This window comes from Paracoccus jiaweipingae, from assembly GCF_044335505.1.
GTDB lineage: Bacteria > Pseudomonadota > Alphaproteobacteria > Rhodobacterales > Rhodobacteraceae > Paracoccus.
On record NZ_JBISBS010000002.1, the window covers coordinates 246,967 to 273,146 of the forward strand.

Annotated in this window: 23 protein-coding genes; 9 read left to right on the forward strand and 14 right to left on the reverse strand. The window is 66.1% G+C overall.

Going from position 1 to position 26,180, the window contains the following annotated elements:
* Window positions 1-33 precede the first annotated feature (33 nt).
* Window positions 34-684, forward strand: a complete 651-nt coding sequence (locus ACFXP9_RS04650) for a LysR substrate-binding domain-containing protein (RefSeq protein ID WP_397206245.1) — start codon at window positions 34-36, stop codon at window positions 682-684.
* Window positions 685-716: 32 nt separating this feature from the next.
* Here the strand turns inward: ACFXP9_RS04650 and ACFXP9_RS04655 are convergent, their stop codons facing one another.
* Window positions 717-2,681, reverse strand: coding sequence for a methylmalonyl-CoA mutase family protein (locus ACFXP9_RS04655; protein WP_397206247.1), 1,965 nt, complete (start codon window positions 2,679-2,681; stop codon window positions 717-719).
* A 347-nt stretch (window positions 2,682-3,028) separates the two neighbouring features.
* On the opposite strand from ACFXP9_RS04655, the gene ccrA reads away from it, so the two are divergent.
* The 3 genes from ccrA to ACFXP9_RS04670 all read left to right on the forward strand — a co-directional run bounded on the left by ccrA (window position 3,029) and on the right by ACFXP9_RS04670 (window position 7,488).
* Complete coding sequence (gene ccrA, locus ACFXP9_RS04660; protein WP_397206248.1) at window positions 3,029-4,318, forward strand: crotonyl-CoA carboxylase/reductase; 1,290 nt, start codon at window positions 3,029-3,031, stop codon at window positions 4,316-4,318.
* Window positions 4,319-4,534: 216 nt separating this feature from the next.
* Window positions 4,535-5,881, forward strand: coding sequence for an NADP-specific glutamate dehydrogenase (gene gdhA, locus ACFXP9_RS04665; RefSeq protein WP_397206250.1), 1,347 nt, complete (start codon window positions 4,535-4,537; stop codon window positions 5,879-5,881).
* Window positions 5,882-5,940: 59 nt separating this feature from the next.
* On the forward strand, window positions 5,941-7,488 hold the full coding sequence (locus tag ACFXP9_RS04670; protein WP_397206252.1) for an ATP-dependent DNA helicase: 1,548 nt from the start codon (window positions 5,941-5,943) through the stop codon (window positions 7,486-7,488).
* A 90-nt stretch (window positions 7,489-7,578) separates the two neighbouring features.
* Here ACFXP9_RS04670 and ACFXP9_RS04675 read toward each other — a convergent pair whose 3' ends face one another.
* Both ACFXP9_RS04675 and ACFXP9_RS04680 read right to left on the reverse strand, forming a co-directional pair.
* Window positions 7,579-8,376: an EcsC family protein gene (locus ACFXP9_RS04675; protein ID WP_397206254.1), complete on the reverse strand. Its 798-nt coding sequence runs from the start codon at window positions 8,374-8,376 to the stop codon at window positions 7,579-7,581.
* 24 nt (window positions 8,377-8,400) lie between these two features.
* Window positions 8,401-8,907: a GNAT family N-acetyltransferase gene (locus ACFXP9_RS04680; RefSeq protein WP_397206256.1), complete on the reverse strand. Its 507-nt coding sequence runs from the start codon at window positions 8,905-8,907 to the stop codon at window positions 8,401-8,403.
* Between the two features lie 104 nt (window positions 8,908-9,011).
* On the opposite strand from ACFXP9_RS04680, the gene ACFXP9_RS04685 reads away from it, so the two are divergent.
* Window positions 9,012-9,608 (forward strand): flavin reductase family protein, encoded by a 597-nt coding sequence (locus ACFXP9_RS04685; RefSeq protein WP_397206258.1) that lies wholly within the window; start codon window positions 9,012-9,014, stop codon window positions 9,606-9,608.
* Window positions 9,605-10,135: an adenine phosphoribosyltransferase gene (locus ACFXP9_RS04690; RefSeq protein ID WP_397206260.1), complete on the forward strand. Its 531-nt coding sequence runs from the start codon at window positions 9,605-9,607 to the stop codon at window positions 10,133-10,135. The genes ACFXP9_RS04685 and ACFXP9_RS04690 overlap by 4 nt, the downstream gene beginning before the upstream one ends.
* Here ACFXP9_RS04690 and ACFXP9_RS04695 read toward each other — a convergent pair.
* The 11 genes from ACFXP9_RS04695 to coxB form a co-directional block, all read right to left on the reverse strand.
* Entirely contained in the window at window positions 10,132-10,572 is a 441-nt protein-coding gene (locus ACFXP9_RS04695; protein WP_397206261.1) for a PACE efflux transporter, read from the reverse strand. The genes ACFXP9_RS04690 and ACFXP9_RS04695 overlap by 4 nt on opposite strands.
* Window positions 10,569-11,972, reverse strand: coding sequence for an FAD-binding oxidoreductase (locus ACFXP9_RS04700; protein WP_397206263.1), 1,404 nt, complete (start codon window positions 11,970-11,972; stop codon window positions 10,569-10,571). The genes ACFXP9_RS04695 and ACFXP9_RS04700 overlap by 4 nt, the downstream gene beginning before the upstream one ends.
* A 59-nt stretch (window positions 11,973-12,031) precedes the next feature.
* Window positions 12,032-12,613: a GNAT family N-acetyltransferase gene (locus ACFXP9_RS04705; RefSeq protein WP_397206643.1), complete on the reverse strand. Its 582-nt coding sequence runs from the start codon at window positions 12,611-12,613 to the stop codon at window positions 12,032-12,034.
* Window positions 12,613-13,884: a M16 family metallopeptidase gene (locus ACFXP9_RS04710; protein WP_397206265.1), complete on the reverse strand. Its 1,272-nt coding sequence runs from the start codon at window positions 13,882-13,884 to the stop codon at window positions 12,613-12,615. The genes ACFXP9_RS04705 and ACFXP9_RS04710 overlap by 1 nt, the downstream gene beginning before the upstream one ends.
* Window positions 13,881-15,269: a threonine synthase gene (thrC, locus tag ACFXP9_RS04715; protein WP_397206267.1), complete on the reverse strand. Its 1,389-nt coding sequence runs from the start codon at window positions 15,267-15,269 to the stop codon at window positions 13,881-13,883. Before thrC ends, ACFXP9_RS04710 begins: the two co-directional genes overlap by 4 nt.
* Before the next feature lie 26 nt (window positions 15,270-15,295).
* The gene (locus ACFXP9_RS04720) at window positions 15,296-15,967 is read right to left on the reverse strand and encodes an SURF1 family protein (protein ID WP_397206269.1); all 672 of its coding nucleotides are present in this window, start codon (window positions 15,965-15,967) and stop codon (window positions 15,296-15,298) included.
* Window positions 15,968-16,030: 63 nt separating this feature from the next.
* Window positions 16,031-16,831 carry a cytochrome c oxidase subunit 3 gene (locus ACFXP9_RS04725; RefSeq protein ID WP_397206271.1) on the reverse strand — a complete coding sequence of 267 codons (801 nt, stop codon included), beginning with the start codon at window positions 16,829-16,831 and terminating at the stop codon, window positions 16,031-16,033.
* 44 nt (window positions 16,832-16,875) lie between these two features.
* A complete protein-coding gene (locus ACFXP9_RS04730) occupies window positions 16,876-17,442 on the reverse strand; it encodes a cytochrome c oxidase assembly protein (RefSeq protein ID WP_397206273.1) in 567 nt (188 codons plus the stop codon).
* Window positions 17,439-17,630: a hypothetical protein gene (locus ACFXP9_RS04735; RefSeq protein WP_397206275.1), complete on the reverse strand. Its 192-nt coding sequence runs from the start codon at window positions 17,628-17,630 to the stop codon at window positions 17,439-17,441. Before ACFXP9_RS04735 ends, ACFXP9_RS04730 begins: the two co-directional genes overlap by 4 nt.
* A gap of 1 nt (window position 17,631) precedes the next feature.
* The gene (cyoE, locus tag ACFXP9_RS04740) at window positions 17,632-18,552 is read right to left on the reverse strand and encodes a heme o synthase (RefSeq protein ID WP_397206277.1); all 921 of its coding nucleotides are present in this window, start codon (window positions 18,550-18,552) and stop codon (window positions 17,632-17,634) included.
* A 3-nt stretch (window positions 18,553-18,555) separates the two neighbouring features.
* On the reverse strand, window positions 18,556-19,413 hold the full coding sequence (gene coxB / locus ACFXP9_RS04745) for a cytochrome c oxidase subunit II (protein WP_397206279.1): 858 nt from the start codon (window positions 19,411-19,413) through the stop codon (window positions 18,556-18,558).
* A 173-nt stretch (window positions 19,414-19,586) separates the two neighbouring features.
* On the opposite strand from coxB, the gene tldD reads away from it, so the two are divergent.
* The 3 genes from tldD to topA all read left to right on the forward strand — a co-directional run bounded on the left by tldD (window position 19,587) and on the right by topA (window position 25,310).
* Complete coding sequence (gene tldD / locus ACFXP9_RS04750; RefSeq protein ID WP_397206281.1) at window positions 19,587-21,017, forward strand: metalloprotease TldD; 1,431 nt, start codon at window positions 19,587-19,589, stop codon at window positions 21,015-21,017.
* 75 nt (window positions 21,018-21,092) lie between these two features.
* The gene (dprA, locus tag ACFXP9_RS04755) at window positions 21,093-22,421 is read left to right on the forward strand and encodes a DNA-processing protein DprA (RefSeq protein WP_459253781.1); all 1,329 of its coding nucleotides are present in this window, start codon (window positions 21,093-21,095) and stop codon (window positions 22,419-22,421) included.
* A gap of 54 nt (window positions 22,422-22,475) precedes the next feature.
* A complete protein-coding gene (gene topA / locus ACFXP9_RS04760) occupies window positions 22,476-25,310 on the forward strand; it encodes a type I DNA topoisomerase (protein ID WP_397206283.1) in 2,835 nt (944 codons plus the stop codon).
* Window positions 25,311-26,180 lie beyond the last annotated feature (870 nt).

Sequence of the window (26,180 nt, forward strand, 5' to 3'; positions counted from 1 at the left end):
GGTGCCAGACTGTCGGCAAGGAAAGGTGATTCGATGCCGCACGTCCCGCCCAAGCCAGCCCCCGACCCCACCGTGGTCGAGGTAATCGTGCACACCGTGCCGCTGATCGCGGATTTCGCGGTGCCCTTCGTGATGCATGTCGCCGGGAACCACCCCCGGATCAGCTGGCGCTATCGTGCGGGCTTTGGCATTGCCGACCTGTCCGCGACACCGGGCGCGGTGCATATCGCCCTGCGCGCCGGTGCCCGCCCGCCGGACCTGCCGGGGCTGCAGGTGCAGGCGCTGGGGCGGCTGGCCTTTGGCCTTTATGCGACGCCCGAATATATCCGCGAACACGGGATGCTGGACGGGACGAATGCCGCGCGGCATGTGCTGGTTACCCACGATTTCCATCGCGACCATGCGGTGTTCGACCATTGGGCCACCGACAACCTGCGCGGTATCAGCGTTGGGCTCCGCACCAACGACGAAACCGCGCATCGCTTTGCCATCCGCTCGGGGCGCTGCGCCGGGTTCCTGCCCCTGTCGGCGCCGCTTTACATGCCCAGCCTGACGGAAATCACGCCACCGCACCCGAACTGGCGCGTGGCCTTCTGGCTGGTGGCCCCGCCACCCGGCTGCGCCCCCGTCGCAGACCCCGCGATCGGGCAACTGGCAACCCTTCTGGAACGGTCGCTGGAATGATCGCGCGCGCCCTGCGCTGGCTGCGCGGCCGCTTATGCGGCCGCCGCCCCATCCACCAGCGCCACAATATCCAGCATGATGCGGTTCAACTCGAAATCCTTGGGGGTATAGACGCGGGTCACCCCCATCGCCAGCAACCGCCGGGCGTCCTCGTCAGGAATGATCCCGCCAACCACGACCGGCACATGCCCCAGACCGGCGGCCCGCATCCGGGTCAGCACATCCTCGACCAGCGGCAGGTGGCTGCCCGACAGGATCGACAGGCCGACGATATGGGCCTGATCGGTCCGCGCGCGGGAAACGATCTGTTCCGGGGTCATGCGGATACCTTCATAGGTAATATCCATGCCGCAATCGCGGGCGCGGAAGGCGATCTGTTCGGCGCCGTTGGAATGACCGTCCAGCCCCGGCTTGCCGACCACCAGCTTCAGCCGCCGCCCCAGACGGGTGCTGACGGCATCCACCGCCTCGCGGATGGGTTCCAGCCCCTCGGTGCGGTTGCTGGGGTTGGGCGACACGCCGGTGGGGCCGCGATATTCGCCATGAACCGCGCGCATCACCCCGGCCCATTCGCCGGTGGTCGCGCCCGCTTTGGCGGCGGCAATGCTGGCGGGCATGATGTTTTCACCCGCCTTCGCCGCATCGCGCAGCGCCCCCAGCGCCAGTTGCACCGCACCTTCATCGCGGCTGGCCCGCCAGTCGTTCAGCCGGGCGATCTGTTCGTCCTCGACACCGGGGGCGACGACCATGATCCCGCCATCCCCCGCCGTCAGCGGCGACGGCTCGCCCTGCTGCCAGCGGTTCACGCCCACCACGACGGTTTCGCCATCTTCAACCCGGTTCAGCCGCGCCGCGTTCGATTCAACCAGCCGCGCTTTCATGTAATCAATGGCCGCAATCGCCCCACCCATGGCGTCCAGCGTCGCCAGTTCTTCGCGCGCGCCCTGCTTCAACGCCTCGACCCTGGCGGCAACGACCGGGTTACCGTCGAACAGATCGCCATATTCCAGCAGGTCGGTCTCATAGGCCATGATCTGTTGCATCCGCAGCGACCATTGCTGGTCCCACGGGCGCGGCAAGCCCAGCGCCTCGTTCCACGCCGGCAACTGAACCGCGCGGGCGCGGGCGTTTTTGGACAGGGTCACGGCCAGCATCTCGATCAGGATGCGATAGACGTTGTTTTCCGGCTGCTGTTCGGTCAGGCCAAGGCTGTTGACCTGAACCCCGTAACGGAAGCGGCGGAATTTCTCTTCCTTGATGCCATAGCGGTCTCGGGTGATCTCGTCCCACAGCTCGGTAAAGGCGCGCATCTTGCACATTTCGGTCACAAAGCGAATGCCCGCATTCACAAAGAACGAGATCCGCCCCACCATCGCCGGAAAGCGGTCCGCGGGCACCTTGGTTTTCAGGTCGTCCAGCACCGCGATCCCGGTCGCCAGCGCATAGGCCAGTTCCTGCTCCGGGGTCGCCCCGGCCTCTTGCAGGTGATAGGAACACACATTCATCGGGTTCCATTTCGGCAGATGCTGCGCGGTGTAGGCCGCCACATCGGTGATCATCGCCAGCGACGGCCTGGGCGGGCAGATATAGGTGCCGCGCGACAGGTATTCCTTGACCAGATCGTTCTGCACCGTGCCTTGCAGCCGCGATACATCGGCGCCCTGTTCCTCGGCCACGGCGATATAAAGCGACAACAGCCACGGCGCCGTCGCGTTGATGGTCATCGAGGTGTTCATCTGCTCAAGCGGGATCTGATCGAACAGCGCCCGCATATCGCCCAGATGACAGACCGGCACGCCCACCTTGCCAACCTCGCCGCGCGCCAGAACGTGATCGCTGTCATATCCGGTCTGGGTCGGCAGGTCGAAGGCCACCGACAGCCCCGTCTGCCCCTTGGACAGGTTGGTGCGGTAAAGCGCATTCGACGCCTTCGCGGTCGAGTGGCCGGCATAGGTGCGAAACAGCCACGGCTTGTCTTTTTGAACAGGGTCGGTCATGGCGCGTCCTGGAAACAATATTTCTGTATCAACAGCGATATGGAAAGAAAGATGCGCTGTCAATCCGCCGCAATGCAGCACGGCGGGAAACGCTGCGGCATCCGCCGCGACATTCACCGGCATGGCCACAGCGTCCTCAGCGCATCTGCGGCGCACACTGCAAACGGGCGCGGCAATCCCTTGCCCGGCAAGGAATTCACGCGCCGCAGCGCGGGAAGGGGCAAGAATGGGGCGGACATATTATTTCAAACGCCGCGTCACATATGTTGCAAAGTTGCGCGGCAATGGTTAGGTCTCGGGTCATCAGCGCCGATTCTGCGGCGCGGCAGCAACAATGAGGTTTACCCATGGCCCTCGATGCCCCCTCGACCATCGCGCCCTATGAGGCGCCGGAAAAAGACCTCTATGAGATCGGTGAAATGCCGCCGCTGGGTCATGTCCCCAAACAGATGTATGCGTGGGCGATCCGGCGTGAACGCCACGGCGAACCCGACAAGGCCATGCAGGTCGAGGTCGTGGACACCCCCACCATCGACAGCCACGAAGTGCTGGTTCTGGTGATGGCCGCCGGCGTGAACTATAACGGCATCTGGGCCGGGCTTGGCGTGCCGATCAGCCCCTTTGACGGCCATGGCGCGCCCTATCACATCGCCGGGTCCGATGCCTCGGGGATCGTCTGGGCCGTGGGCGACAAGGTCAAGAACTGGAAGGTCGGGGACGAGGTCGTCATCCACTGCAATCAGGACGATGGCGACGACGAGGAATGCAACGGCGGCGACCCGATGTTCAGCCCCACCCAGCGCATCTGGGGTTACGAGACGCCCGATGGCAGCTTTGCCCAGTTCACCCGCGTTCAGGCGCAACAGCTGATGCCCCGCCCCCGCCACCTGACATGGGAGGAATCGGCCTGCTATACCCTGACGCTGGCCACCGCTTACCGGATGCTGTTCGGCCACCATCCGCATGAACTGAAACCCGGCCAGAACGTGCTGGTCTGGGGCGCCTCGGGCGGTCTGGGGTCGTTTGCCATCCAGCTGATCAACGCGGCCGGCGCCAACGCCATCGGCGTGATCAGCGACGAGGACAAGCGCGATTTCGTCATGGGCCTTGGCGCCAAGGGCGTGATCAACCGCAAGGATTTCAAGTGCTGGGGGCAACTGCCCAAGGTCAACACCCCCGAATACAAGGAATGGTTCACCGAGGCGCGCAAGTTCGGCAAGGCGATCTGGGACATCACCGGCAAGGGCAACAATGTCGACATCGTGTTCGAACACCCCGGCGAGGCAACCTTCCCGGTCAGCACGCTGGTGTGCAAAAAGGGCGGCATGGTGGTGATCTGCGCCGGCACCTCGGGGTTCAACTGCACCTTTGACGTGCGCTATATGTGGATGCACCAAAAGCGCCTTCAGGGCAGCCATTTCGCGCATCTCAAACAGGCGGCCTCGGCCAACAAGCTGATGCTGGAACGGCGCATCGACCCTTGCATGTCCGAGGTGTTCCCCTGGGCCGAGATCCCGCAGGCGCACATGAAAATGTACAAGAACGAACATAAGCCCGGCAACATGGCGGTGCTGGTTCAGTCACCCCTGACCGGGCTGCGCACCTTCGAGGACGCGCTGGAGGCCGGTCGCCGCTGACCCTGCGCCCGCGCGACCCGTCACAACCGGGTCGCGCGACACAGACCGATCATCCGCGCCCTTCCCGGCGCGGATTTTTGCTTATTCAGCCTATTTTTTAGGCAAATGCCGCATCTTTCGGCAGAAATTGCCGCCAGATTGCGCAAAACCGGCGCCCGTCATATTCATCTTGCCGAATGACCCGTCTATCCAGCAGCTATCTTTCTGGAGGTGACGATGCAAATTCACGACACGCTTTCCCCGATCTATGACGAGGTCATCCGCCGCAACCCCGGCGAACCGGAATTCCATCAGGCCGTGCGCGAGGTTCTGGAAAGCCTTGGCCGGGTGATTGCCAAGCGCCCCGAATATGCCGATGACGCGCTGATCGAACGTATTTGCGAACCCGAACGCCAGATCATTTTCCGGGTGCCATGGATCGACGATAACGGCACTGTCCAGATCAACCGCGCCTTCCGCGTCCAGTTCAATTCGGCCCTGGGGCCGTATAAGGGTGGCATCCGCTTTCACCCCTCGGTCAATCTGGGGATTATCAAGTTCCTGGGCTTTGAACAGATCTTCAAGAACGCCCTGACCGGCCTGCCCATCGGCGGCGGCAAGGGCGGGTCCGATTTCAACCCGCGGGGCCGGTCCGACCGCGAAATCATGCGCTTTTGCCAGTCGTTCATGACCGAACTGCACCGCCATATCGGTGAAAATGTCGACGTCCCCGCCGGCGATATCGGCGTTGGCGGTCGTGAAATCGGCTATATGTTCGGGCAATACAAACGCCTGAACAACCGCTATGAGGCCGGGGTGCTGACCGGCAAGGGCCTGCTTTACGGCGGCTCGCGCGCGCGGACCGAGGCCACCGGCTATGGCGCGACCTATTTCGTGCAAAACATGCTGGCCACCAAAGGCAGCGATTTCGACGGCAAGCGGGCGGTGGTGTCAGGCTCGGGCAATGTCGCCATCTATACGATGGAAAAGATCATTTCCTTCGGTGGCAAGATCATGGCGTGCTCGGACTCGAACGGCTATGTCGTGGATGAAAACGGCATCGACCTGGCGCTGGTCAAAGAGATCAAGGAAACCCGGCGCGAGCGGATCGCCGAATATGCCCGGCGCAAGGGCACCGGCGCGCATTATATCGAGGGCGGCAATATCTGGGATACCCCCTGCGACATCGCCATGCCATCCGCGACCCAGAACGAGCTGGACGGCAAAAGCGCGCGCAAGATGGTCGAAAACGGGGTCATCGCGGTGGGCGAAGGCGCGAATATGCCCTGCACCCCCGAGGCGATCCGCGTGTTCCAGACCGCCGGCGTGCTGTTCGGGCCGGGCAAGGCGGCCAATGCCGGGGGCGTCGCCACATCGGCGCTGGAAATGCAGCAAAACGCCTCGCGCGACAGCTGGACCTTTCAACAGACCGAGGAACGGCTGGCCGGCATCATGCGCAATATCCACGATGCCTGTGCCGAAACCGCCGAGGAATACGGCATTCCCGGCGATTACGTCATCGGCGCCAATATCGCGGGCTTTGTCCGCGTGGCCGAGGCGATGCGCGCCCTTGGCGTGATCTGACGACCCGTCGCGCGCGGTTTGGCCTTGCCGCCGACCGCGCGCACGCTAGGGTGCGGCGCATGACCGCCCTGACCCTGTCCCCCGATCAGGCCCACGCATGGGATGCGCTGGCCGAAACCCTTGCCGCCGCCGGTGTCGACCTGCTGGCCGAGGAAATCCGCCCCGCGACCGAAGGCAAGGGCCGCGTCATGGCGGTTCTGGGCAAGGCCGGGTCCGGCAAGACGCTGTTGCTGGCCCAGATCACCGAGGCCCTGCGCACAGCCGGGGTGCAACTGGTCAGCCCCGATTTCGAGGCCCGCGCCCATAAACGCAGCGTCGCGGTGCTGGCACCGACCAACAAGGCGGCCTTCGTGCTGCGGATGCGCGGCGTCCCGGCGACGACCATTCACCGCATCCTTTACACCCCGGTTTACGACCCCGAATTTGAACGCATCGCGGAATGGCTGGCCGGCGAAGGCGACCGCCCCGACCCGTCGAAAATCGACGATGAACGCCTGACAGACGAGGCACTGGACCGCGCCAAGGCGTTTTTCGACATCCACGGCTCGGTTCCCGGCGCGCTGGCAGCGGCGGGGTTGCGCGGGTCGGATTTCATCAAGGGCTGGAAGCGGCGCGAGGACGGGCTGGATATCGGGCTGATCGACGAAAGCTCGATGCTGGATGAACGCCAGTTCGACGACCTGCGCGAGATTTTCCCAACGCTGGTGCTGTTTGGCGACCCGGCGCAGCTGGCGCCGGTCGGCCTGTCGGGCAAGATGGTGTTTGACAAGCTGGCCCCGGCGCAGCGGCTGGAACTGCACCGCATCCACCGTCAGGCCGATGACAACCCGATCCTCGACCTTGCCCATGCGCTGGCCGATGACAAGCTGGATTTCGCGGGTTTCGAACGCATGATCCGTGATGCCGCCGGGCGTGACCCGCGCGTGGTCTGGGCCGAACGCGCCGACAGCGACCTGATGGCGCGTTCACCCATGCTGGTCTGGCGCAATGCCACCCGCATCCGCCTGATCGGCGCCTTCCGCATGGCCCATGGCGCCCCCGCCGACAACCTGCTGCCCGGCGAACCGCTGGTCTGCGACGGCATCGAACTGCCGCTGAAACACCGCAAGAAACGCATCGACCTTGAGGCGCGCGGCCTGATCAAGGGCGCGCAGGTGGTCTATCTGGGTCCGGGCAAAAAGCCCGGCTTCTCGCGACTGCATGTCATCGGCGCCGAAGACCCGCGCGTTTCCGCCGCCAGCATCGTCAAGATCGAGGCGCAAGAGGAAACCGACCCCTTCATCCCCTTCGCGGCCCGCATGGGGGCGGTGTTCCTGCATGGCGCGGCGGTGACCATTCACAAGGCGCAGGGCAGCCAATGGCCCGATGTTCAGGTCTTTGCCCCCGACCTTGCCGCCGCCGCATGGTCAGGCCGGGTCGAGGCCGGTATTCCGCTGTGGAAACGTCTGGCCTATGTCGCCATCACCCGTGCGCAAAACCGGCTGATCTGGGTCACGCGCCCGCGCCTTGGCCGGCCACAGGCACCGCTTGGCACCGACGATCTGGCCGCGCCCGCCCCGACCCTGACCCTGCAAGCACAGGATCAGGGCGCCGATACCGCGACCTGAACCAGCCCGCCGGACCGGCCCGTGCCGGGGCCGGTCTGGCTTACCCGGCGCGCGGGCGTCTTCGTTGTCCAAATACCCGCTGCGCCCGCCTCAGCCGCGGCGCGGGCCGTTGATCTGGTTCAGCCGCAATTCCAGCGCCTCGGTCAGCGATTCGCGGGTCAGGCCGGTTTCCTGCGACAGCCGCATCAGCCCAAAATGCACCCGCGCCAGTTGCTGGTAATAGCTGGCAAAGGTGAAATTGATCGACGCACCGGCCACCGCCCCGAACAGCGGCGCGGCCTGCGCCGCCAGCTTTTGCGCCAGCGTGGCCGACAGGCGCGGGGCGACCCTGGCGATCAGGCCCTGAATGGTCTGGCCGGTAATGGTCAGCCGCGCCGCCAGCAGGCCGGTGTCAACGCCATCATCCTGCGCCATCGGGCCGCCCGCGGCAAAGATGCGCAGGCATTCACGGCGCACCTCGTCGCTTTCGGGGTCCAGCCCGTGTTCCTCGGCAATTTCCAGCATGGACCGCAGCAACAGGGTGATGGTCAGCGGCAGCTCGACCAGCGCGCCGGGCAGCCCCGCCAGCCCCCCCGCCGCACCGCTGGCCGAGGTCACCAGCCGGTTGAACCAGTCGCCCCGGTCAAGCAGCATCACCCGTGACCGTCCGGCGGCGTCGAACGCGTTTTCCAGCCCGCGCATCACCACCCGGTCCAGCCGCCGCGTCACCACATCGGGCAGCCGCCGCAGCGCCGATTCCGCGCTGCCGCCGACCATGTTCAGGAATTCCATCCCCACGCCACCGGCGCGCTGATATTGCCGCGCCAGCCGGTCGACGGCGTCATGCACGCTGGGGTCGGTGATCGGTTGCAGGATATCCTGCTGCCTGGCGGGGGTGGGGGCGGTCATCATGGCACCTTTGTTCAGGGCGGGTCAGGCGGCCCCGCCAGCGGCATCGTCGCGCTGCACCGGGCCATGCACCCCAACCCACGCGCCGGGTTCCAGTTCCAGCCCCAGCACCCGGTCGGGGTTGGTGGGCGGCGGCATCCTGACCGCGTCCAGCCGCGCAAAACCAAAGCGGCTGTAATAGGGCGCATCGCCAACCAGCAGCACCCGCGCAGCCCCCATATCGCGCGCGCGCGACAGGCTTTCGTGCATCAGCCAGCCGCCCAGACCTTCGCCCTGCGCGGTGGGGTGGACCGCGATCGGTCCCAGCAACAGCACCGGCTGGCCCGCGACCCGCACCGGCCAATAGCGGATCGCGGCCACGACCGCATCGCAGCCATCGCGCAGAAACAGGCACAGCGGGGCCACCGGCGCCACCCCGTCGCGCAGCCGGTAAGATGACAGCGCCGTCCGCCCCGGCGCAAAGCACAGGTCGTAAAGCGCCTCGATCTGGGGCGTGTCGGCAGGGGTTTCGGTGCACAGCGCGTAATCCATCGCGGCGCATCATAGCCATCGCTGCGGGCGCGAACAGGGCAAAAAACCCGCTGGCGCAGCGCCGCCACCCATGGCACCCTGCACCCGCATCACAGGAGGCCGCCATGTTCTATCGCCCTGAAAACGGACACGGTTTGCCGCATAATCCGTTCAACGCCATCGTCGCGCCCCGGCCCATCGGCTGGGTGTCGTCGCGCGGGACGGCGGGGGACAATCTGGCACCCTATTCGTTCTTTAACGCCGTCGCCTATACGCCGCCGCAGGTCATGTTCGCCTCGACCGGGACCAAACCCGACCGGCCGGAAACCAAGGACAGCGTGGCGCAGATCGCGCAGAGCGGGGTGTTCTGCATCAATATCGCGCCATTTTCGATGCGCGCGGCGATGAACGCGACCTCGGCGCCGCTGGCGGCGGGCCAGTCGGAATTCGAGGCTGCCGGCATTGCCGCCGCCGAATGCGAAACCATCGACTGCCCGCGCGTGGCCGATGCCGCGGCGGCGCTGGAATGCCGGGTCGGGCGGATTCTGCCGCTGGCGGGCACGTCCAACACGCTGGTCATCGGCGTGGTCACCGGCATTCATATTCACCCCGACTGCCTGCGCGACGGGCGTTTTGACCTGTCAGGCGATGGCTGGCTGGCGCGCATGGGCTATCACGATTATGCCCGCATTACCGATCTGTTCGAAATGGAGCGCCCATGAAAACCGTCAAGGATTACATCCGCACCATCGCTGATTTCCCGCACGAGGGGATCATGTTCCGCGATGTCACCACGCTGTTTTCCGACGCGCGCGGCTTTCGCATGGCGGTGGACCAGTTGCTGCACGCCTATGCCGGGCAGCGCATCGACAAGGTGGTGGGCCTTGAGGCGCGCGGCTTTATCCTTGGCGGCGCGGTGGCGCATCAGCTGTCGACCGGTTTTGTGCCGATCCGCAAAAAGGGCAAGCTGCCCGGCACCGTCATCTCAGAGGCCTATACGCTGGAATATGGCGAAGCCGTGGTCGAGATCCACGACGACGCCCTGACAGCCGGGGAAAAGGTGCTGATCGTCGACGACCTGCTGGCCACCGGTGGCACCGCGGCGGCGGGCATCCGGCTGTGCCAGCGGCTTGGCGCGCAGGTGATGGGCTGTGCCTTCGTTATCGACCTGCCCGATCTGGGGGGCCGCAAGCTGTTGGAAGGGATGGGCATGGCTGTCCACGCCCTGACCAGCTTCGAGGGCGCCTAAAGCGGCGGCAGCGGAAACACCCGGTCATAGACCCAGTTGAACACCAGCGCATAGGCCATGTAAAACAGCGCCACCCCCAGATCCAGCCCCAGCGCCGGCCAAAAGCCCAGACCCAGATACCACATGGTAAAGGGCAGCAGCACGGCCATCAGCCCCAGTTCGAACAAAACCGCGTGCAACAGGCGCAGGGCCACGGTCTTGCGGGTGGTCCCGCTGCGCCACAGCATCAGCCGGTCAAAGGCCAGGTTATAGGCGTAATTCCACAGCGTCGCGACACCCGCCCCAACCGCCCCCAGCACCCCCAGATGCATGGCCGGCAGCCCGGTCAGGGCCGCGCCGCCAAGGCTTAACAGCCCCAGCCCGACCAGCTCGAACGTCAGCGCATGGCGTATGCGGTCCGCGGTCGACCGCAGGCCGGTCCGCGCCGGGGCGGTCATGGCTGCAACACCGCGCCGGGGTTCAGGATGCCATGCGGGTCCAGCCCGGATTTGATCGCCCGCATCACCTGCAAACGCACCGGGTCGCCCCAGCGCGCCAGATCCGCGACCTTCAGCCGCCCGACGCCATGTTCCGCCGAAAACGACCCGCCCCGCGCCACCACCATTTCATGAATGGCGCGCTGCGCGGGATGGCGGACATTGTCATATTCGTCACGCAAGCGGCCCTCGGCAGGGAACAGGTTGTAATGCAGGTTGCCATCCCCCAGATGGCCGAAACAATTGATCCGCATTGCCCCCATCGCCGCCACCATCGCCCCGGCATCGCGGATAAAGCCCGGCACCTCGGACAGCGGCAGGCTGATGTCATGCGAACTGATTGACCCGATGGCGCGGTTCGCCAGCGGCAGATGTTCGCGCAGGGTCCAGAAATCCTGCGCCTGCTGGCCCGATTGCGCGATCACGCCGTCGCGCACCAGCCCGGCGTCCATGGCATCGGCCATCAGCGCCCCGGTCGCGGCATCGGCATCCATCCCGGCAGGCAGGCCCAGTTCCAGCAGCACCACCCAGTCCGGGCGATGCGCAAAGGGCTGGCGCATCTGCGGAAATACCGTATCCAGAAACCGCAGCCCCTGCCCGGCGATCAGCTCGAACGCGGAAATACAGCCCGCCAGTTGCGCGCCCGCCAGCGCCAGCAGGTCCAGCGCCGCTTGCGGGTCGGGCACCTCAAGCATCGCAACCGGGCTGGCGGCGGGCACTGGCGACAGGCGCAGGCTGGCGGCGGTAATGACCCCCAGCGTGCCCTCGGACCCGATCAGCAGGTCGCGGATGTCATAGCCGGTATTGTCCTTGCGCAACCGCTTGAGGTCACGCAGCACCCGCCCGTCGGCCAGCACCGCCTCGACCCCCAGACACAGCTCGCGCGCATTGCCATAGCGCAGCACATTCACCCCGCCCGCATTGGTCGCCAGCACCCCGCCCATGGTCGCCGTCCCCTGCGAGGCCAGCGACAGCCCGAACAGCCGCCCCGCCGCCGCTGCGGCATCGCGCACCGATTGCAGGCTGGCCCCGGCCTCGGCGATCAATACGTTCTCAGCGGGGAAACAGGCGCGGATTGCCGCCATGCGTTCCAGCGACAGGATCAGCGGCGCCGGACCCTCGGGCATGATCTGGCCCCCGACCAGACCTGTGCCACCGCCCCGCGTCACCACCGGCACCCGCGCCTCATGCGCCAGCCGCAGCACCGCCGCCACCTGTTCCACGTCACGCGGCGCCGCCACCACACCGCCCTGCCCGCGAAAGCGTCCGCGCGGCTCGTCCAGATAGGCATCGGTTAACGGGCGGCGCACCGCGTCAGGCAGGCGGGCGGCAAAGGCGTCATCGGCGGGGTTCAGATCCATGGTTCATCTTGGCCCAAATATCCTCGGGGGTGCGGGGGCAGACAGCCCCCGCCGCGGCCTTACCGCACATCGGTGCGTCCGCGGCGGTCAGCGCGCAGGTTGGCATAAAGCACATGGTTGCGCCAGCGGCCCGCGATCTGAAGATAGCTTTGCGCCACGCCTTCATATTTGAAACCCGACTTTTCCAGCACCCCGCGCGATGCGGCGTTTTCGGGCAGGCAGGCGGCCTCGATCCGGGACAGGTCCATGACCGCGAAAGCATGGTGAACGACGGCCTCGATCGCCTCGCGCATATAGCCCTGACGGGCAAAGCGCTGACCGATCCAATAGCCGATGGTGCCGCATTGCGCCGGGCCACGGCGGATATTGTCCAGCGTGATCGCCCCCAGCAGCGCGCCGTCATGCCGGATCAGGAAAAACGGCAGCGCGGTCTGCTGGCGGCTGGCGCGGGCGGCCCAATAGACGCGGTTGGTGAAACTTTTCCGGCTCAGGTGATCGGGCGCCCAGACCGGTTCCCAGCGGGTCAGGAAATCGCGGCTTTCGGATCGCAGCGCGGTCCAGGGGCCGAAATCCTGATGCGCGGGCAGGCGCAGGGTCATACGGTCCGTTTCCAGCCGCAGACTGCGCCGCCCGAATACCATCACGCCGCCAGCCTTTGGGTCAGCCGGTCCAGCGCGGGCGCGGCACCGACCGGGCCATACAGCGCCAGCGCCGGTCGCGGGCGGGTCAGCAGGCGCTGTGCGTGCTGGCGCAGGTCATCGGCGGTGACGGCATCGACCCGCTGCGCCGATTCCGCAGGGTCGGGCACGCGGCCCCAGATGGCCAGCGACCGGGCCATGCGTTCGGCCTGTGCCGAGGGGCTTTCCAGCCCCATCAACAGCGACGATTTCAGCTGCGCTTTGGCGCGGTCGATCTCGGGCGTGGTCAGGCCATCGGCGGCGCGGCGGATCTCGTCCACGGTCAGCGCGGCCAGATCGGCAATGTCATCGGCCCCGGTCCCGGCATAGATGGTCAGCATCCCGGTATCCTGATGGAACCCGGCCTGCGAAAAGATGGTATAGCACAGGCCGCGTTCCTCGCGGATTTTCTGGAACAGCCGCGAGGACATGCCGCCCCCCAGCGCGCTGGCAAAGATCTGGGCGGCATAGAAATCATCGGCCAGATAACCCGCCCCTTCCAGCGCCAGCGCGAAATGCGCCTGTTCCAGCGGTTTGACATGCCGCGCCTCGGCGCCGGTCCAGCGGGCGGCGGCACGCGGGCGCATCGGTTGCGGGGCCAGATGCCCGAAGGCGGCGCTGGCCTGCGCCACGATGGCGTTATGGTCGACCGCCCCGGCGGCGGCCAGAATCATGTGCTGGGGGCCGTAATGTTCGGCCACGAACCCCGACAGGTCGTCGCGGGAAAAGCCCCGCACCCGGTCCGCCGGGCCAAGGATGGGCCGGCCGATGGGCTGGTCGGCATAGGCGGCCTCTTGCAGCCAGTCAAAGATAATGTCGTCAGGGGTGTCCAGCGACTGGCCGATTTCTTGCAGGATGACGCCGCGCTCGACCTCGATCTCGCGCGGGTCGAAGGCGGGGTTCAGCAGGATGTCGGACAAGACGTCCAGCGCCAGCGGCACATCGCCCGCCAGCACCCGCGCGTAATAGGCCGTCACATCGCGCGAGGTGTAGGCGTTCAGGTAACCGCCCACATCCTCGATCGCCTCGGCGATTTGCAGCGATGTGCGCCGCGCCGTGCCCTTGAAGGCCATATGTTCCAGAAAATGCGCGATGCCGTTCTGATCGGCGCGTTCATCGCGGCAACCGGCATCGACCCAGATGCCGATACTGGCCGAATGCAGCCCCGGCATGGCACGGGTCACGATGCGCAGCCCGTTGGGCAGGGTGGTCAGGTTCAGGGGTTCGGTGCTCAAGCTGTCCTCCGGTCAAGGATCAGCGATTTAAGCGCGCCAAGGTCGTTTTCAACCCGCGTCACCCGTTCGGGCAGGTCAAACAGCCCGGCCATATGCGGCGGCAGGCCGGGGCGAATGCCGGTGGCCTGCTGAACCGCGTCGGGGAACTTGGCCGGATGCGCGGTGGCCAGCGTGATCATCGGCACGCCGGGGCGGCAATGCTCGCGCGCGACCTTGACCGCCACGGCGGTGTGGGGGCAGATCACATCCGCGGTTTCGTCGCGGATGGTGCGGATCATGTCGCGGGTCTGATCCTCGCTGGCGCGGCCGCTGTCAAAGCGTTCGCGCAGGGCCTGCAATGCGCCCTGACTGATGGTAAAGCCGCCGGATTTCAGCTCATCCATCAGCTGTGCGACCGCCCCGGCATCGCGGCCATAGGCCAGGAACAGGGCGCGTTCAAAGTTGGAACTGACCTGAATATCCATCGACGGGCTGATCGAGGGTTCGACCGCGCCCATGCGGTATTCGCCGCTGCGCAAGGCCCGGTCCAGAATGTCGTTCTGGTTGGTGGCAATGACCAGCCGGTCGATGGGCAGGCCCATGTCGCGGGCGATCGAACCGGCAAAGATGTCACCGAAATTGCCGGTCGGCACGGTAAAGCTGACCTTGCGATGCGGGGCACCAAGGCTGGCGGCGGCGGTGAAATAGTAAACCACCTGCGCCAGCACCCGCGCCCAGTTGATGCTGTTGACCCCGGCCAGCCCGACCGTGTCGCGGAAATCATGGTCGTTGAACAGGTCTTTGACCCGCGCCTGACAGTCATCGAAATGCCCGTCCACCGCCAGCGCGTGGACATTGCTGTCGGCGGGGGTGGTCATCTGGCGGCGCTGGACCTCGGACACGCGGCCATGCGGGAACAGGATGAAGACATCGACATTGGGCAGGCCGCGAAATGCCTCGATCGCCGCCGATCCGGTATCGCCCGAGGTCGCGCCGACAATGGTGATCCGCTGACCCGAGCGTGCCAGCGCGATCTGGAACAGCTGGCCGATCAGCTGCATGGCGAAATCCTTGAACGCCAGCGTCGGGCCGTGGAACAGTTCCAGCAGGTGATGGCCGGGGGCCAGTTGTTTCAGCGGTGCGCGCGCGGGGTGGGCAAAGCCCTGATAGGCGCGGGCAATGGCGCTGCGCAATTCGGCATCGGAAAAGTCACCGCCGGTAAAGGGTTTGACCACGCGAAAGGCGATTTCCTCGTAGGGCAGGCCGTCCATTTCCGCGATCTGGACGGGGGTAAAGGCCGGGATGGTTTCGGGCAGATACAGCCCGCCATCGCGCGCCAGCCCGGTCAGCATCGCCTGTTCAAAGCCCAGGACCGGTGCCTGACCCCGTGTCGAAATATACCGCATCGCCTGCCCCCGGACTGTGTCGCGTATTAGTAATGACGTTGCCTGATACGCCAGATCAGGCCGATTGTCATGCCCCCCCAGACCGCCGCCAGCATGAACCACGTCACCGCATATTCCAGATGATTATTGGGGATGCCGGTGATCGCCACCGGGATCGGCATGACGCCCTGTGCATCGCCCCCGACCCGCGCCGCGACGACCAGCACGGGAAGGGTGCCCAGATGCGCCGCCATGGCCGGCACGTCGCGGGCAAACCAGATGTTTTCCGACAGGTTGGGTTCGGGGGTCGAACCGCCCTTTTCCTGCGGCCAGTGCAGGTTGCCCGCCACCGTCAGATGCACCGGCGGGCGCGGGCTGTGGCGGGCGTCCTGTGCGACAAAGCCACGGTCAACCATGATCCGCCGCCCGTCATCGGTGACAAAGCCCGACACCACCTGATAGCCGCCGCCAAGGTCACGCGTGCCGGACAGGACCAGCACCTCGTCCCCGGTGGTGGTGCCGCTGACGCTGACGGGGCGGTATTTCATCGCCGGGTCCGGCGCGGCCGGCAGCGGCTGGGGGGGCGCGTCGATGCGGGACTGGATCTGGGCCAGCATGGTTTCCTTCCAGTCCAGCCGGCGCAATTGCCAGAAGCCAAGGCTTAACAGGATCGCACAGCCGGTCAGGCCAAGCAGAACGGGAAAAAGATATCGGCGCATGGGTGCCCCCAAAAGGAAAAGGCGCGGGAAGCCCCCGCGCCCGTCAGTCGTCAGGTCCGGGGATCAGCGCCCCCAGATATAGATCGAGGCGAACAGGAACAGCCAGACCACATCGACGAAATGCCAATACCAGGCGGCGGCCTCGAATCCGACATGCTGGCCCTGGCTCATCTGGCCCTTGATCAGGCGGATCAGACAGACCAGCAGAAAGATCGTGCCGATGATCACATGCGCGCCATGAAACCCGGTCGCCAGATAGAACACGCCGCCATAGACCGTGTCCGACAGGCCAAACGCCGCGTGGCTGTATTCATAGGCCTGAAGCACGGTAAAGAACGCCCCAAGGATCACCGCCACGATCAGCCCGTTAATGGTGGTCTTGCGGTCATTGTCATGAACCAGCGCGTGATGCGCCCATGTCACCGCCACACCCGACAACAGCAGAATCAGCGTGTTGATCAGCGGCAGGTGCCACGGGTCGAAGGTGTGAATACCCTCGGGCGGCCAGACGCCGTCGCGGATCGGGGACATCGGTCCCATCGGATACAGCGCATTCTTGAAGAACGCCCAGAACCACGCGGCAAAGAACATCACCTCGGAGATGATGAACAGGATAAAGCCGTATTGCAGGCCGATACGCACCACCGGGGTGTGATCGCCCTGTTCGCCCTCGGCGATGACGGCGCCCCACCAGATCACCATCGTGTAAAGCACCCCGGCCAGCCCGATCAGGAACATCCACGGGCTGCTGCCCTTCAGCCACAGCGCCGCCCCGAACAGCATGACAAAGGCCGAGACCGAGCCAAGAAACGGCGCAATCGAGGGCGGAAGAATGTGGTAATCGTGGTTCTTTGCATGTGCCATTTTGCGCGCGTCTCCCCCAAAAACGTTGGACGGTCGGTTTCTTGTCAGTTGCCAGCCGTGGCCAGCCCCGCCTGCCGGTCGGCGGCGGGCGCGGTTCTGGTGCGGTGGAAGGTATAGGACAGGGTGATGTCGCGGACCCGGCCCGCATCGCGGTCAGTGACCAGATCGGGGTCGACATAAAAGGTGACAGGCATTTCCACCCGCTCGCCGGGTTTCAGCGTCTGTTCGGTGAAGCAAAAGCATTCGATCTTGTCGAAGAAATACCCCGCCACATCCGGCGCGACGTTATAGGATGCGGTGCCGGTGATGGTTTCGTCGCTGGTATTGACAGCCTCGTAATAGGCAAGCCCGGTCTGCCCGATCTTCAGCACGATGTCGCGCTGCATGGGGCGGAAGGTCCAGCCCAGATCCTTGTCGGTATTGGCGTCAAAACGCACCCGGACGGTTTCATCCAGCACCACGTCGGACGCGGCCCCGGCGGTGTTGGTGGTGCCGCCATAGCCGGTGACCTGACAGAACCAGCTGTAAAACGGCACCGCGGCCCAGGCCAGCGCGCCCATCGTCACCACGACGGCCAGCAGAATGGTCACGGTGCGCGTGTTGCGGTTCATTGCCCGTCCCCCCGGGGCAGGGCCGAATTGCGATACTGGTGGTCGAACCCTTCCATCATGTCGCCATTGCTGATCTTGACCACGGACAGGCCGAAAACCAGCGCGACAAAGGCCAGCAGCACTGCCAGCAGGCCCATGTTCCGGGTGCGGCGGCGGCGGTGCAGGTCATGTTCGGTATTCAGCGCCATGTCACCAGCCCCCCATCGCGTGCTGGACCAGAAGCGCCGCGAAATGCGCAAACAGATAGATCAGCGACAGCTTGAAAAACGCCTTTTCCGCGCGATAGGCATCGGCCCCGGCCTGTGCCTCGGTCCGGCGCAGGATGCGCCAGCCGCCCTGGATGAACAGCGCGTTCAGCACCAGCGACACCACCAGATAGACCGGCCCGCCAATGCTGGTCAGCCCCAGCCACAGCGCAAAAGGCGCCAGCACCAGCGTATAGGCAAAGATATGGCGGCGCGTGGCCGGGCGGCCATGGGTGACGGTCAGCATCGGCACGCCGGCCTTGTGATAGTCACCCTTCATGAACAGCGCCAGCGCCCAGAAATGCGGCGGCGTCCAGAAAAAGATCAGCGCGAACATCAACAGCGATTCGGTGCTGATGCCACCGGTGGCGCAGGCCCATCCGATCATCGGCGGGAACGCCCCCGCCGCACCGCCGATGACGATGTTCTGCGGCGTCCGCCGCTTCAGCCACATCGTGTAAACCACGGCATAGAAAAAGATGGTAAAGGCCAGAAACCCCGCCGCGAACCAGTTGGCCGCCAGCCCCAGCATCATGCAGGCCGCAAAGGCCAGCGCCAGCCCCACGGCCAGCGCCTCGGGCCCGGTGACGCGCCCGGATGGGATGGGCCGCGACTGCGTGCGCCGCATCACCGCGTCGATATCGGCGTCATACCACATATTCAGTGCCCCCGACGCGCCCCCGCCCACGGCAATGAACAGCACGCAGCAAAAGGCGACAAAGGGGTGCATTCCGACCGGCGCCACCCACAGGCCGACAAGGGCGGTGAACACCACCAGCGACATGACACGCGGTTTCAGCAGCGCGACATAGTCGCGGAATTCCGCCTCGGGGGTGGTGGCCTGATATGTGTTGACGTCGCTCATCGGTTATTGGGCCAGCGCCATGCGGGTCGGCTGTGCCGGGCCGACGCTGGCGGTTTCGACGCCCTGCGATTGCAGCCATGCGTCGTATTTGTCCTGCGACACCGCCTTGACCACGATCGGCATATAGGCGTGGTTGATGCCGCACAGTTCGCTGCACTGGCCGAAATAGACGCCCTCCTGGTCGACCTGGAACCATGCCTGCGCGATCCGCCCCGGCACCGCGTCCTGCTTGACGGCGAAGGCGGGGATGGTCCAGCTGTGGATCACGTCATTGGCGGTGACTTGCAACAGCACTTTCTTGCCCACCGGCACCACCACGGCATTATCCGTGGCCAGCAGATAGTCGCGGTCCTGATACCCCGCCGCCGCCAGTTCGTCGCGCGCCAGCATGATCGCGTCAAAGGACAGGCCCTGATCGGGGTATTCATAGGACCAGTACCACTGGTTCCCGATGGCCTTGATCACCAGATCGGGGTCATTGGGCATTTCCTGCTGACGGAACAGGATCGGCAGCGAAAACACCCCGATCCCGATCAGGATCAGCACCGGCACCAGCGTCCAGGTAATTTCCAGCGGCGTGTTGTGGCTGAACCGCGCCGGCACCGGGTTGGCGCGGCGGTTAAAGCGCACAATGCACCACGCCAGCAGCACACAGACAAAGATGGTGACGACAGTGATGATCACCAGAATGAAATGGTCCAGCCATTGCTGGTCCTGCGCCAGCGAGGTCGCGGCGGGCTGAAACCCCATCGCGCCATCAACGGGCCGCCCGATGACCGGCAGATCACCCAGCGCATCCTGCGCGCGCGCCGCCCCGGCAGCCAGTGCCGCCATCATGCCCGCCCCCACTGCGCCGACCATTTTCCTGTTTGCCATCATGCTGTTACCCAATGCCTGTCGCGTCCCCTGACCCTGTGCGCGGGGCAATTTGCCCCTGCGACAAGGTGTCACTCCCCTTCTCAGAAATCACATCTGGTCGTTTCGGGCAAGTCTCGGCTTGTGGGGCGGGGGGAAAATACCCCATATCTGGGGGCATGAGATCTGACATCCCTGCCGCCTTCGCCCCGTTCGACACCCTGCTGGACCGCGACCGCGCGCTGGCCACCCTGCGCCGCGCCACCGATGGGGCCGATGACGGCGAATTATTCGTCGAACGCAGCCGCGCCGAGGCGCTGGTCTTTGACGATGGCCGCCTGCGCAATGCCGGCTATAACGCCGCGCAGGGTTTTGGCCTGCGCGCCGTGCGCGGCGAGGTGACGGGATATGCCCATTCCACCGAAATTTCCGACGCCGCGCTGACCCGCGCCGCCGACACCGCGCGGCTGGCGGTGGGCGATGGCGGCGGCACGCTGGCGCTGGCCCCGGCCGGGCCGGGCGCGGCGCTGTATGGTGCCGACGATCCGGCATCCGGGATCAGCTTTGCCGCCCGTGTCGCCATTTTGCGCGACATCGACGCCTTTGCCCGCGATCTGGACCCGCGCGTGGTGCAGGTCAGCGCCACCATCGCCAGCGGCCTTCAGGAAATCGCCATCCTGCGCCCCGAGGGCGGCCTGTTCACCGACATCCGCCCGATGGCCCGCATCGGCGTATCCGTCATCGTCGAGGATAACAGCCGCCGCGAATCGGGCAATGCCGGGGGCGGCGGGCGCATCGGGCTGGACGGTCTGATCGCCCCCGAACACTGGCAGGGCCTTGTGCGCGAGGCACTGCGCATCGCCCGCGTCAATCTGCGCGCCCAACCGGCACCGGCGGGGATGATGGATGTGGTGCTTGGCCCCGGCTGGCCCGGCATCCTGCTGCACGAGGCCGTGGGCCACGGGCTGGAGGGGGATTTCAACCGCAAGGGCCATTCCGCCTTTGCCGGGCTGTTGGGCCAGCGCGTCGCCGCCCCCGGCGTGACCGTGGTCGATGACGGCACCATCCCCGACCGGCGCGGCAGCGTCAGCGTCGATGACGAGGGCACGCCCCCCGCCCGCAACGTGCTGATTAAGGACGGGGTTCTGGTCGGCTATCTTCAGGACCGGATGAACGCACGGCTGATGGGGGTCGCGCCCACCGGCAACGGGCGGCGCGAAAGTTTCGCCCATATGCCGATGCCGCGCATGACCAATACCTTCATGGAAGGCGGCGGCGACGACCCCTCGGCCATTCTGGCGGGGCTGGATGACGGCATCTATGCGGTCGGGTTCGGCGGCGGTCAGGTCGACATCACCAACGGCAAATTCGTGTTTTCCTGCACCGAGGCTTACCGGGTGAAAAACGGCGTCGTGGGCGACCCGATCCGGGGCGCGACCCTGATCGGTGACGGCGCCAGCGCGCTGAAACAGATCCGCGCCATCGGCAATGACCCGGCGCTGGACCCCGGCATCGGCAATTGCGGCAAACAGGGCCAGTGGGTGCCGGTGGGCGTGGGCCTGCCGACGCTGCTGATCGGCGGCCTGACCGTGGGCGGCGCCGCGGCCTGAGGGAAAAAATCACTGCTGCTAACCTTTTCTTAACAATTGCCGGGTTAAACCCGGACCTGTCAGGCGGAGGTTGCGGTGATTCCCAGATTGTTTTCTTTCGGCTCCCCTCCTACCCCTTCCCCCCCGGAAGGGGATGATCTGGACGCGCTCCGCCTGATCCGGTCCCGCCGTGTGGGACCGGCGACCTTTCACCGGCTGCTGGCCGAACATGGCAGCCCCGGCGCCGCGCTGGCGGCCCTGCCACAGGTGGCGCGCGCCGCCGGGGCACAGGGCTATGCCCCCTGCCCGCCCGCCGTGGCCAGGGCGGAATTGCGCAAGGGACGGCGCATGGGGGCGCATCTGCTGCGCTGGGACAGCCCGTCTTATCCGCCTCTGCTGCGCGCGGTGTCCGACGCGCCGCCGCTGTTATGGGTGATGGGCGACCCTGCGGCGCTGTTGCGCCCGTCCATCGCGGTGATCGGCGCGCGCAATGCCTCGTCGCTGGGGCTGCGCATGGCGCGCGGTCTGGCGCGCGGCCTGTCCGAGGCCGGGTTCGTCGTCACAGCCGGTCTGGCCCGCGGCATAGATGCCGAGGCCCACCGCGCCGCCCTGACCCGTGGCACGGTTGCGGTGCTGGCCTGCGGTCTGGACCGGACCTATCCCGCCGAACACGCCGATCTGGCGGCGCAGATCGTGGCGGCCGGGGGTGCCGTGGTCAGCGAATACGCCTTTGGCACCGAACCTGCGGCGCGGCTGTTCCCGGCGCGCAACCGCATCGTTTCCGGCCTGTCCCACGCCACCGTGGTGATCGAGGCCGCGGCACGGTCTGGCAGCCTGATCACCGCGAAACTGGCGCTGGATCAGGGGCGCGAGGTGATGGCCGTGCCGGGGCATCCGATGGACGCGCGGGCCTCGGGATGCAATGCGCTGATCCGTGATGGCGCGGTGCTGGTGCGCCATTCGCAGGACGTGATCGATTCGCTGGCTGAAATGGGGGTGCATCCACAGCCAGCCCCAGCTGACGCCGTGGCCACCACAGATGCCGCGAAACGGCCCGCCACCGCCGCACCGTCTGTCACCACCAGCGCGCCCTTATCCTGTGGCACTGACGCACCCCCCGCCGGTGATGCCCTGCCCCCTGCGCCATCCGGGGCCGCCGCGGTAACGACGGCAACCCCGCGCGCCCCGGATGTGGCGCAGGGCAAGGGCGGCGGGGCGCCGCAGGATGGCTGCCTGCATGACACCATCCTGTCGCGGCTTTCCCCCTCACCCATAGAAGAGGACAGCCTGCTGCGCGATCTGTCGCTGTCGCCCGCGCAGGGGCTGGCGGCGCTGCTGGATCTGGAACTGGATGGCCGCATCACCCGTTCCGCAGGGGGACGGGTGGCGCTGGCCGAACCGGTCGGTCGCGGTGCGGGCCGTTGACAGCCCGCGATTGCGCCCCCATGTTCCGCGCCCAGATCTGGTGAAGGAAACAATATGGCTGTCGTCGTCGTCGAATCTCCGGCCAAGGCCAAGACGATCAACAAATATCTGGGGGACGATTACACCGTTCTGGCCAGCTTCGGCCATGTGCGCGACCTGCCCCCCAAGGATGGCAGCGTCGATCCCGACCATGATTTCGACATGAAATGGGAAATCGCCAGCGATTCCAAAAAACACGTCAAGGCTATCAAGGATGCGCTGGCCGATGATGATGAACTGATTCTGGCCACCGACCCCGACCGCGAGGGCGAGGCGATTTCATGGCACCTGCTTGAGGCCCTGCAACCGGTGCTGAAAAAGGGCGGCAAGACGGTCAGCCGCGTCACCTTCAACGCCATCACCAAAACCGCCGTGACCCAGGCCATGGCCAATCCACGCCAGATCGACCAGCCGCTGGTCGATGCCTATCTGGCCCGCCGCGCGCTGGATTATCTGGTCGGCTTCAACCTGTCGCCGGTGCTGTGGCGCAAGCTGCCGGGCGCGAAATCGGCGGGGCGGGTGCAATCGGTCTGCCTGCGCCTGATCGTCGACCGCGAGATGGAGGTCGAGGCCTTCAAACCCCGCGAATACTGGTCTGTTCACGCCCGTCTGGCCACGCCCGAGGGTAAGGAATACGATGCACAACTGGTCAGCCTTGCCGGCGACCGGCTGGAACGCTTTGATCTGGCCACCAGCCAGCAGGCGCAGATGGCCGTGGCCGCCGTGACCTCGCGCAGCCTGTCGGTCGCGTCGGTGGCCGCGAAACCGGCCAGCCGCAACCCGTGGCCGCCCTTCATGACCTCGACCCTGCAACAGGAGGCCAGCCGCAAACTGGGCATGGGCGCGCGGGCCTGCATGTCGGCGGCACAGCGCCTGTATGAGGCCGGTCACATCACCTATATGCGAACCGATGGCATCGACATGGCGCCCGAGGCGGTGATGGCCGCGCGCGATGCCATCAAGGCCCGGTTCGGAGAGGCGTATCTGCCCAAATCGCCGCGCATGTACAAAAACAAGGCGAAAAACGCGCAAGAGGCGCATGAATGTATTCGCCCGACCGATATGTCGCTGTCGCCGGACCGGCTGAAAATCAGCGCCGACGACCAGCGCAAGCTTTATGACCTGATCTGGAAGCGCAGCATCGCCAGCCAGATGGAGGCCGCGCGGATGGAACGCACCACGGTCGAAATCGCCAGCCCCGACGAACAGGTCGGCCTGCGCGCGACCGGGCAGGTGATGCTGTTTGACGGCTTCCTGAAGGTTTACGATCAGGGCCGCGACGATGACGAGGCCGAGGACAGCGCCCGCCTGCCCGCCATCGCGGAAGGCGAGGCGGCGATGCTGGTGCGCGGGGCCTTTACCAGCGAATTCGCCAAAGCCTCGGACAAGGATGGCAGCGATTCCGTGACCGAGGACAGCAGCGGCGATCTGGCCGTCACCGCCAGCGCGGTGATGGACCCCGACGCCCGCGCACTGGGGCGTCAGCATTTCACCCAAGCCCCGCCCCGCTATACCGAGGCCACGCTGGTCAAGCGGATGGAGGAACTGGGCATCGGCCGGCCCTCGACCTATGCCAGCATCGTGACCACCATCCAGGACCGCGATTATGTTGCCAAGGACAAGAACCGGCTGATTCCGCAGGATAAAGGCCGTCTGGTCACGGCGTTTCTGGTCAAGTATTTCCCACGCTATGTCAGCTATGACTTCACCGCCGACATGGAGACCGAGCTGGACGAAATCAGCGCCGGTGACCGCATCTGGCGCGAGGTTCTGGGCAGGTTCTGGCGCGATTTCCGCGCCGCGCTGGATGGCACATCCGAGCTGCGCATCAGCGAGGTTCTGGACGCCATTGACGACGCGCTGGCCCCGCATCTGTATCCGCCGCGCGCCGATGGTGGCGATCCGCGCGAATGCCCGCTGTGTCACAAGGGGCGGCTGAACCTGAAAACCGCGCGGTCGGGCGGGGCGTTCATTGGCTGTTCGAACTATCCCGAATGCCGTTTTACCCGTCCGCTGTCGGCGCCGGGCGACGAGGCCGCCTTGGGCGACCGTATTCTGGGCACCGATCAGGGCGATGAGATCAGCCTGAAAAACGGCCGCTTCGGCCCCTATGTTCAGCGGGGCGAGGCAACCGCGGATCAGCCCAAACCGCCGCGCGCATCTGTCCCCAAGGGCTGGGACCCGCAGCAGGTCGACCTTGCGCGGGCGCTGTCGCTGCTGGCACTGCCGCGCCCGATTGGCGATCACCCCGAGGATGGCGTGCTGGTCGAGGCCGGGATTGGCCGCTATGGCCCCTATGTCAAGCATGGCAGCAAATATGCCAACCTGCCCGATATCGACGAGGTCTTTACCATCGGCATGAACCGCGCGGTCGAGGTTCTGGCCGCCAAGCCCACCCGTGGGCGCGCCGCAGCGGCGGCCCCGCTGAAGGAACTGGGCGACCACACGGAAGGCGGCAAAATTGCGGTGATGAACGGGCGCTATGGTCCTTATGTGAAGTGGGAAAAGGTTAACGCGACCCTGCCCCGCGATGTCGAGCCGCAGGACATTACGCTGGAACAGGCGCTGGAACTGATCACCGCCAAGCAGGCCAAAAAGCCGGGCAAGAAAGCCGCCGCCAGGAAACCAGCGGCGAAAAAGCCCGCGGCAAAGAAAGCCACGGCCAAAACCGCGACCAAGGCGACCACCGCCAAGGCGACAACGGCCAAGGCGGGGGCTGCCAAGGCGGTGACGGGCAAAGCGGGGGCGGGCAAGACATCAACGGCGAAAAAGGCCCCTGCAAAGAAAGCCGCCAGCAAGAAAACCACCACAGACGCGGCTGACCCCAAGGCCGCCGTCAGCGAAGAATAACGGCGCAACCAGCCCCATCACCCGACCGCGCCGCCCCCCGCGCGGTTTCTTCACGGCACTGATGACCGGCGCCTGTCGCGCAAACCCTTGCGTATGTCGGGTGCAGGGACGGACAGCACGCGCCCTTCTGGCGGTCGGCGCAGTTTGCGACCGCCGGGGAACTTGCCGCTGCGGGAAGCCGACGCCTGATCGTTGTTGCGGGGACGCCCTGCCCGCCGCCATATCGCAGCTGCGAAGTGGCAGGCTGATCGGTGACGGATCACCCCGCTGTGCGTGCCCCCTTGCAACAGGTGGCGGGCCGCATACCCGGTCGGTGCATGTCCCGATGTCAGCCCGACCGGTACGGGCGGTTCAACAGGCAAAGCCGCGCGCGCCGGTTTGTCGGCCATGCGGCCAGACCCGGTGCCCGGCGCAGCCATGACCGATGTGCGCGGGCCAGCGCAACGCGCCGCCCTGCCCCCGCAGTGGCGGGCTGTGTCCCACAAAGCGCGCGCAATGCGGGAACGGCCAGCGTGGCGGCAAGTCCTGGCACCCGGTAATGCAGGGCGGGCGGCGGCGTGTGCCGGTGTCACATCCACGGGGTGCAAACCGTGTTCGCGCGGGACGGATCGCTTTCAACCGGGCGGCGCTGACAGGCGGCGCTTTGGCGCATTGCGGCATCCCCAGCAGGTATTCAGCCCATACCGACGCAATGGCGGGCGGTGGGTGATCTGAAACGCCCGAACGGCCCCTGAATCGGGCAGGCAGCAGGGATAGCATGGGCTTTCGGATGACAGGCCCCGCGCGGCGTCGCCCGCGGGGGGCAGACCGCCGCGCCACATCCGGCCACGCCCTGGCGCGGCACCGATGGCGGGGGTGGCCGCGAACCGC

Coding starts and splice junctions, on each gene's coding strand:
- ACFXP9_RS04725 (WP_397206271.1), bottom strand. CDS start 16,831: ATGGCACATGCAAAGAACCACGATTACCACATTCTTCCGCCCTCGATT.
- gdhA (WP_397206250.1), top strand. CDS start 4,535: ATGCAAATTCACGACACGCTTTCCCCGATCTATGACGAGGTCATCCGC.
- ACFXP9_RS04670 (WP_397206252.1), top strand. CDS start 5,941: ATGACCGCCCTGACCCTGTCCCCCGATCAGGCCCACGCATGGGATGCG.
- ACFXP9_RS04675 (WP_397206254.1), bottom strand. CDS start 8,376: ATGACCGCCCCCACCCCCGCCAGGCAGCAGGATATCCTGCAACCGATC.
- ccrA (WP_397206248.1), top strand. CDS start 3,029: ATGGCCCTCGATGCCCCCTCGACCATCGCGCCCTATGAGGCGCCGGAA.
- ACFXP9_RS04720 (WP_397206269.1), bottom strand. CDS start 15,967: ATGCGCCGATATCTTTTTCCCGTTCTGCTTGGCCTGACCGGCTGTGCG.
- ACFXP9_RS04680 (WP_397206256.1), bottom strand. CDS start 8,907: ATGGATTACGCGCTGTGCACCGAAACCCCTGCCGACACGCCCCAGATC.
- ACFXP9_RS04655 (WP_397206247.1), bottom strand. CDS start 2,681: ATGACCGACCCTGTTCAAAAAGACAAGCCGTGGCTGTTTCGCACCTAT.
- ACFXP9_RS04700 (WP_397206263.1), bottom strand. CDS start 11,972: ATGGATCTGAACCCCGCCGATGACGCCTTTGCCGCCCGCCTGCCTGAC.
- topA (WP_397206283.1), top strand. CDS start 22,476: ATGGCTGTCGTCGTCGTCGAATCTCCGGCCAAGGCCAAGACGATCAAC.
- ACFXP9_RS04650 (WP_397206245.1), top strand. CDS start 34: ATGCCGCACGTCCCGCCCAAGCCAGCCCCCGACCCCACCGTGGTCGAG.
- ACFXP9_RS04695 (WP_397206261.1), bottom strand. CDS start 10,572: ATGACCGCCCCGGCGCGGACCGGCCTGCGGTCGACCGCGGACCGCATA.
- tldD (WP_397206281.1), top strand. CDS start 19,587: ATGAGATCTGACATCCCTGCCGCCTTCGCCCCGTTCGACACCCTGCTG.
- cyoE (WP_397206277.1), bottom strand. CDS start 18,552: ATGAGCGACGTCAACACATATCAGGCCACCACCCCCGAGGCGGAATTC.
- ACFXP9_RS04685 (WP_397206258.1), top strand. CDS start 9,012: ATGTTCTATCGCCCTGAAAACGGACACGGTTTGCCGCATAATCCGTTC.
- ACFXP9_RS04735 (WP_397206275.1), bottom strand. CDS start 17,630: ATGGCGCTGAATACCGAACATGACCTGCACCGCCGCCGCCGCACCCGG.
- ACFXP9_RS04705 (WP_397206643.1), bottom strand. CDS start 12,613: ATGGTATTCGGGCGGCGCAGTCTGCGGCTGGAAACGGACCGTATGACC.
- thrC (WP_397206267.1), bottom strand. CDS start 15,269: ATGCGGTATATTTCGACACGGGGTCAGGCACCGGTCCTGGGCTTTGAA.
- ACFXP9_RS04730 (WP_397206273.1), bottom strand. CDS start 17,442: ATGAACCGCAACACGCGCACCGTGACCATTCTGCTGGCCGTCGTGGTG.
- ACFXP9_RS04690 (WP_397206260.1), top strand. CDS start 9,605: ATGAAAACCGTCAAGGATTACATCCGCACCATCGCTGATTTCCCGCAC.
- coxB (WP_397206279.1), bottom strand. CDS start 19,413: ATGGTCGGCGCAGTGGGGGCGGGCATGATGGCGGCACTGGCTGCCGGG.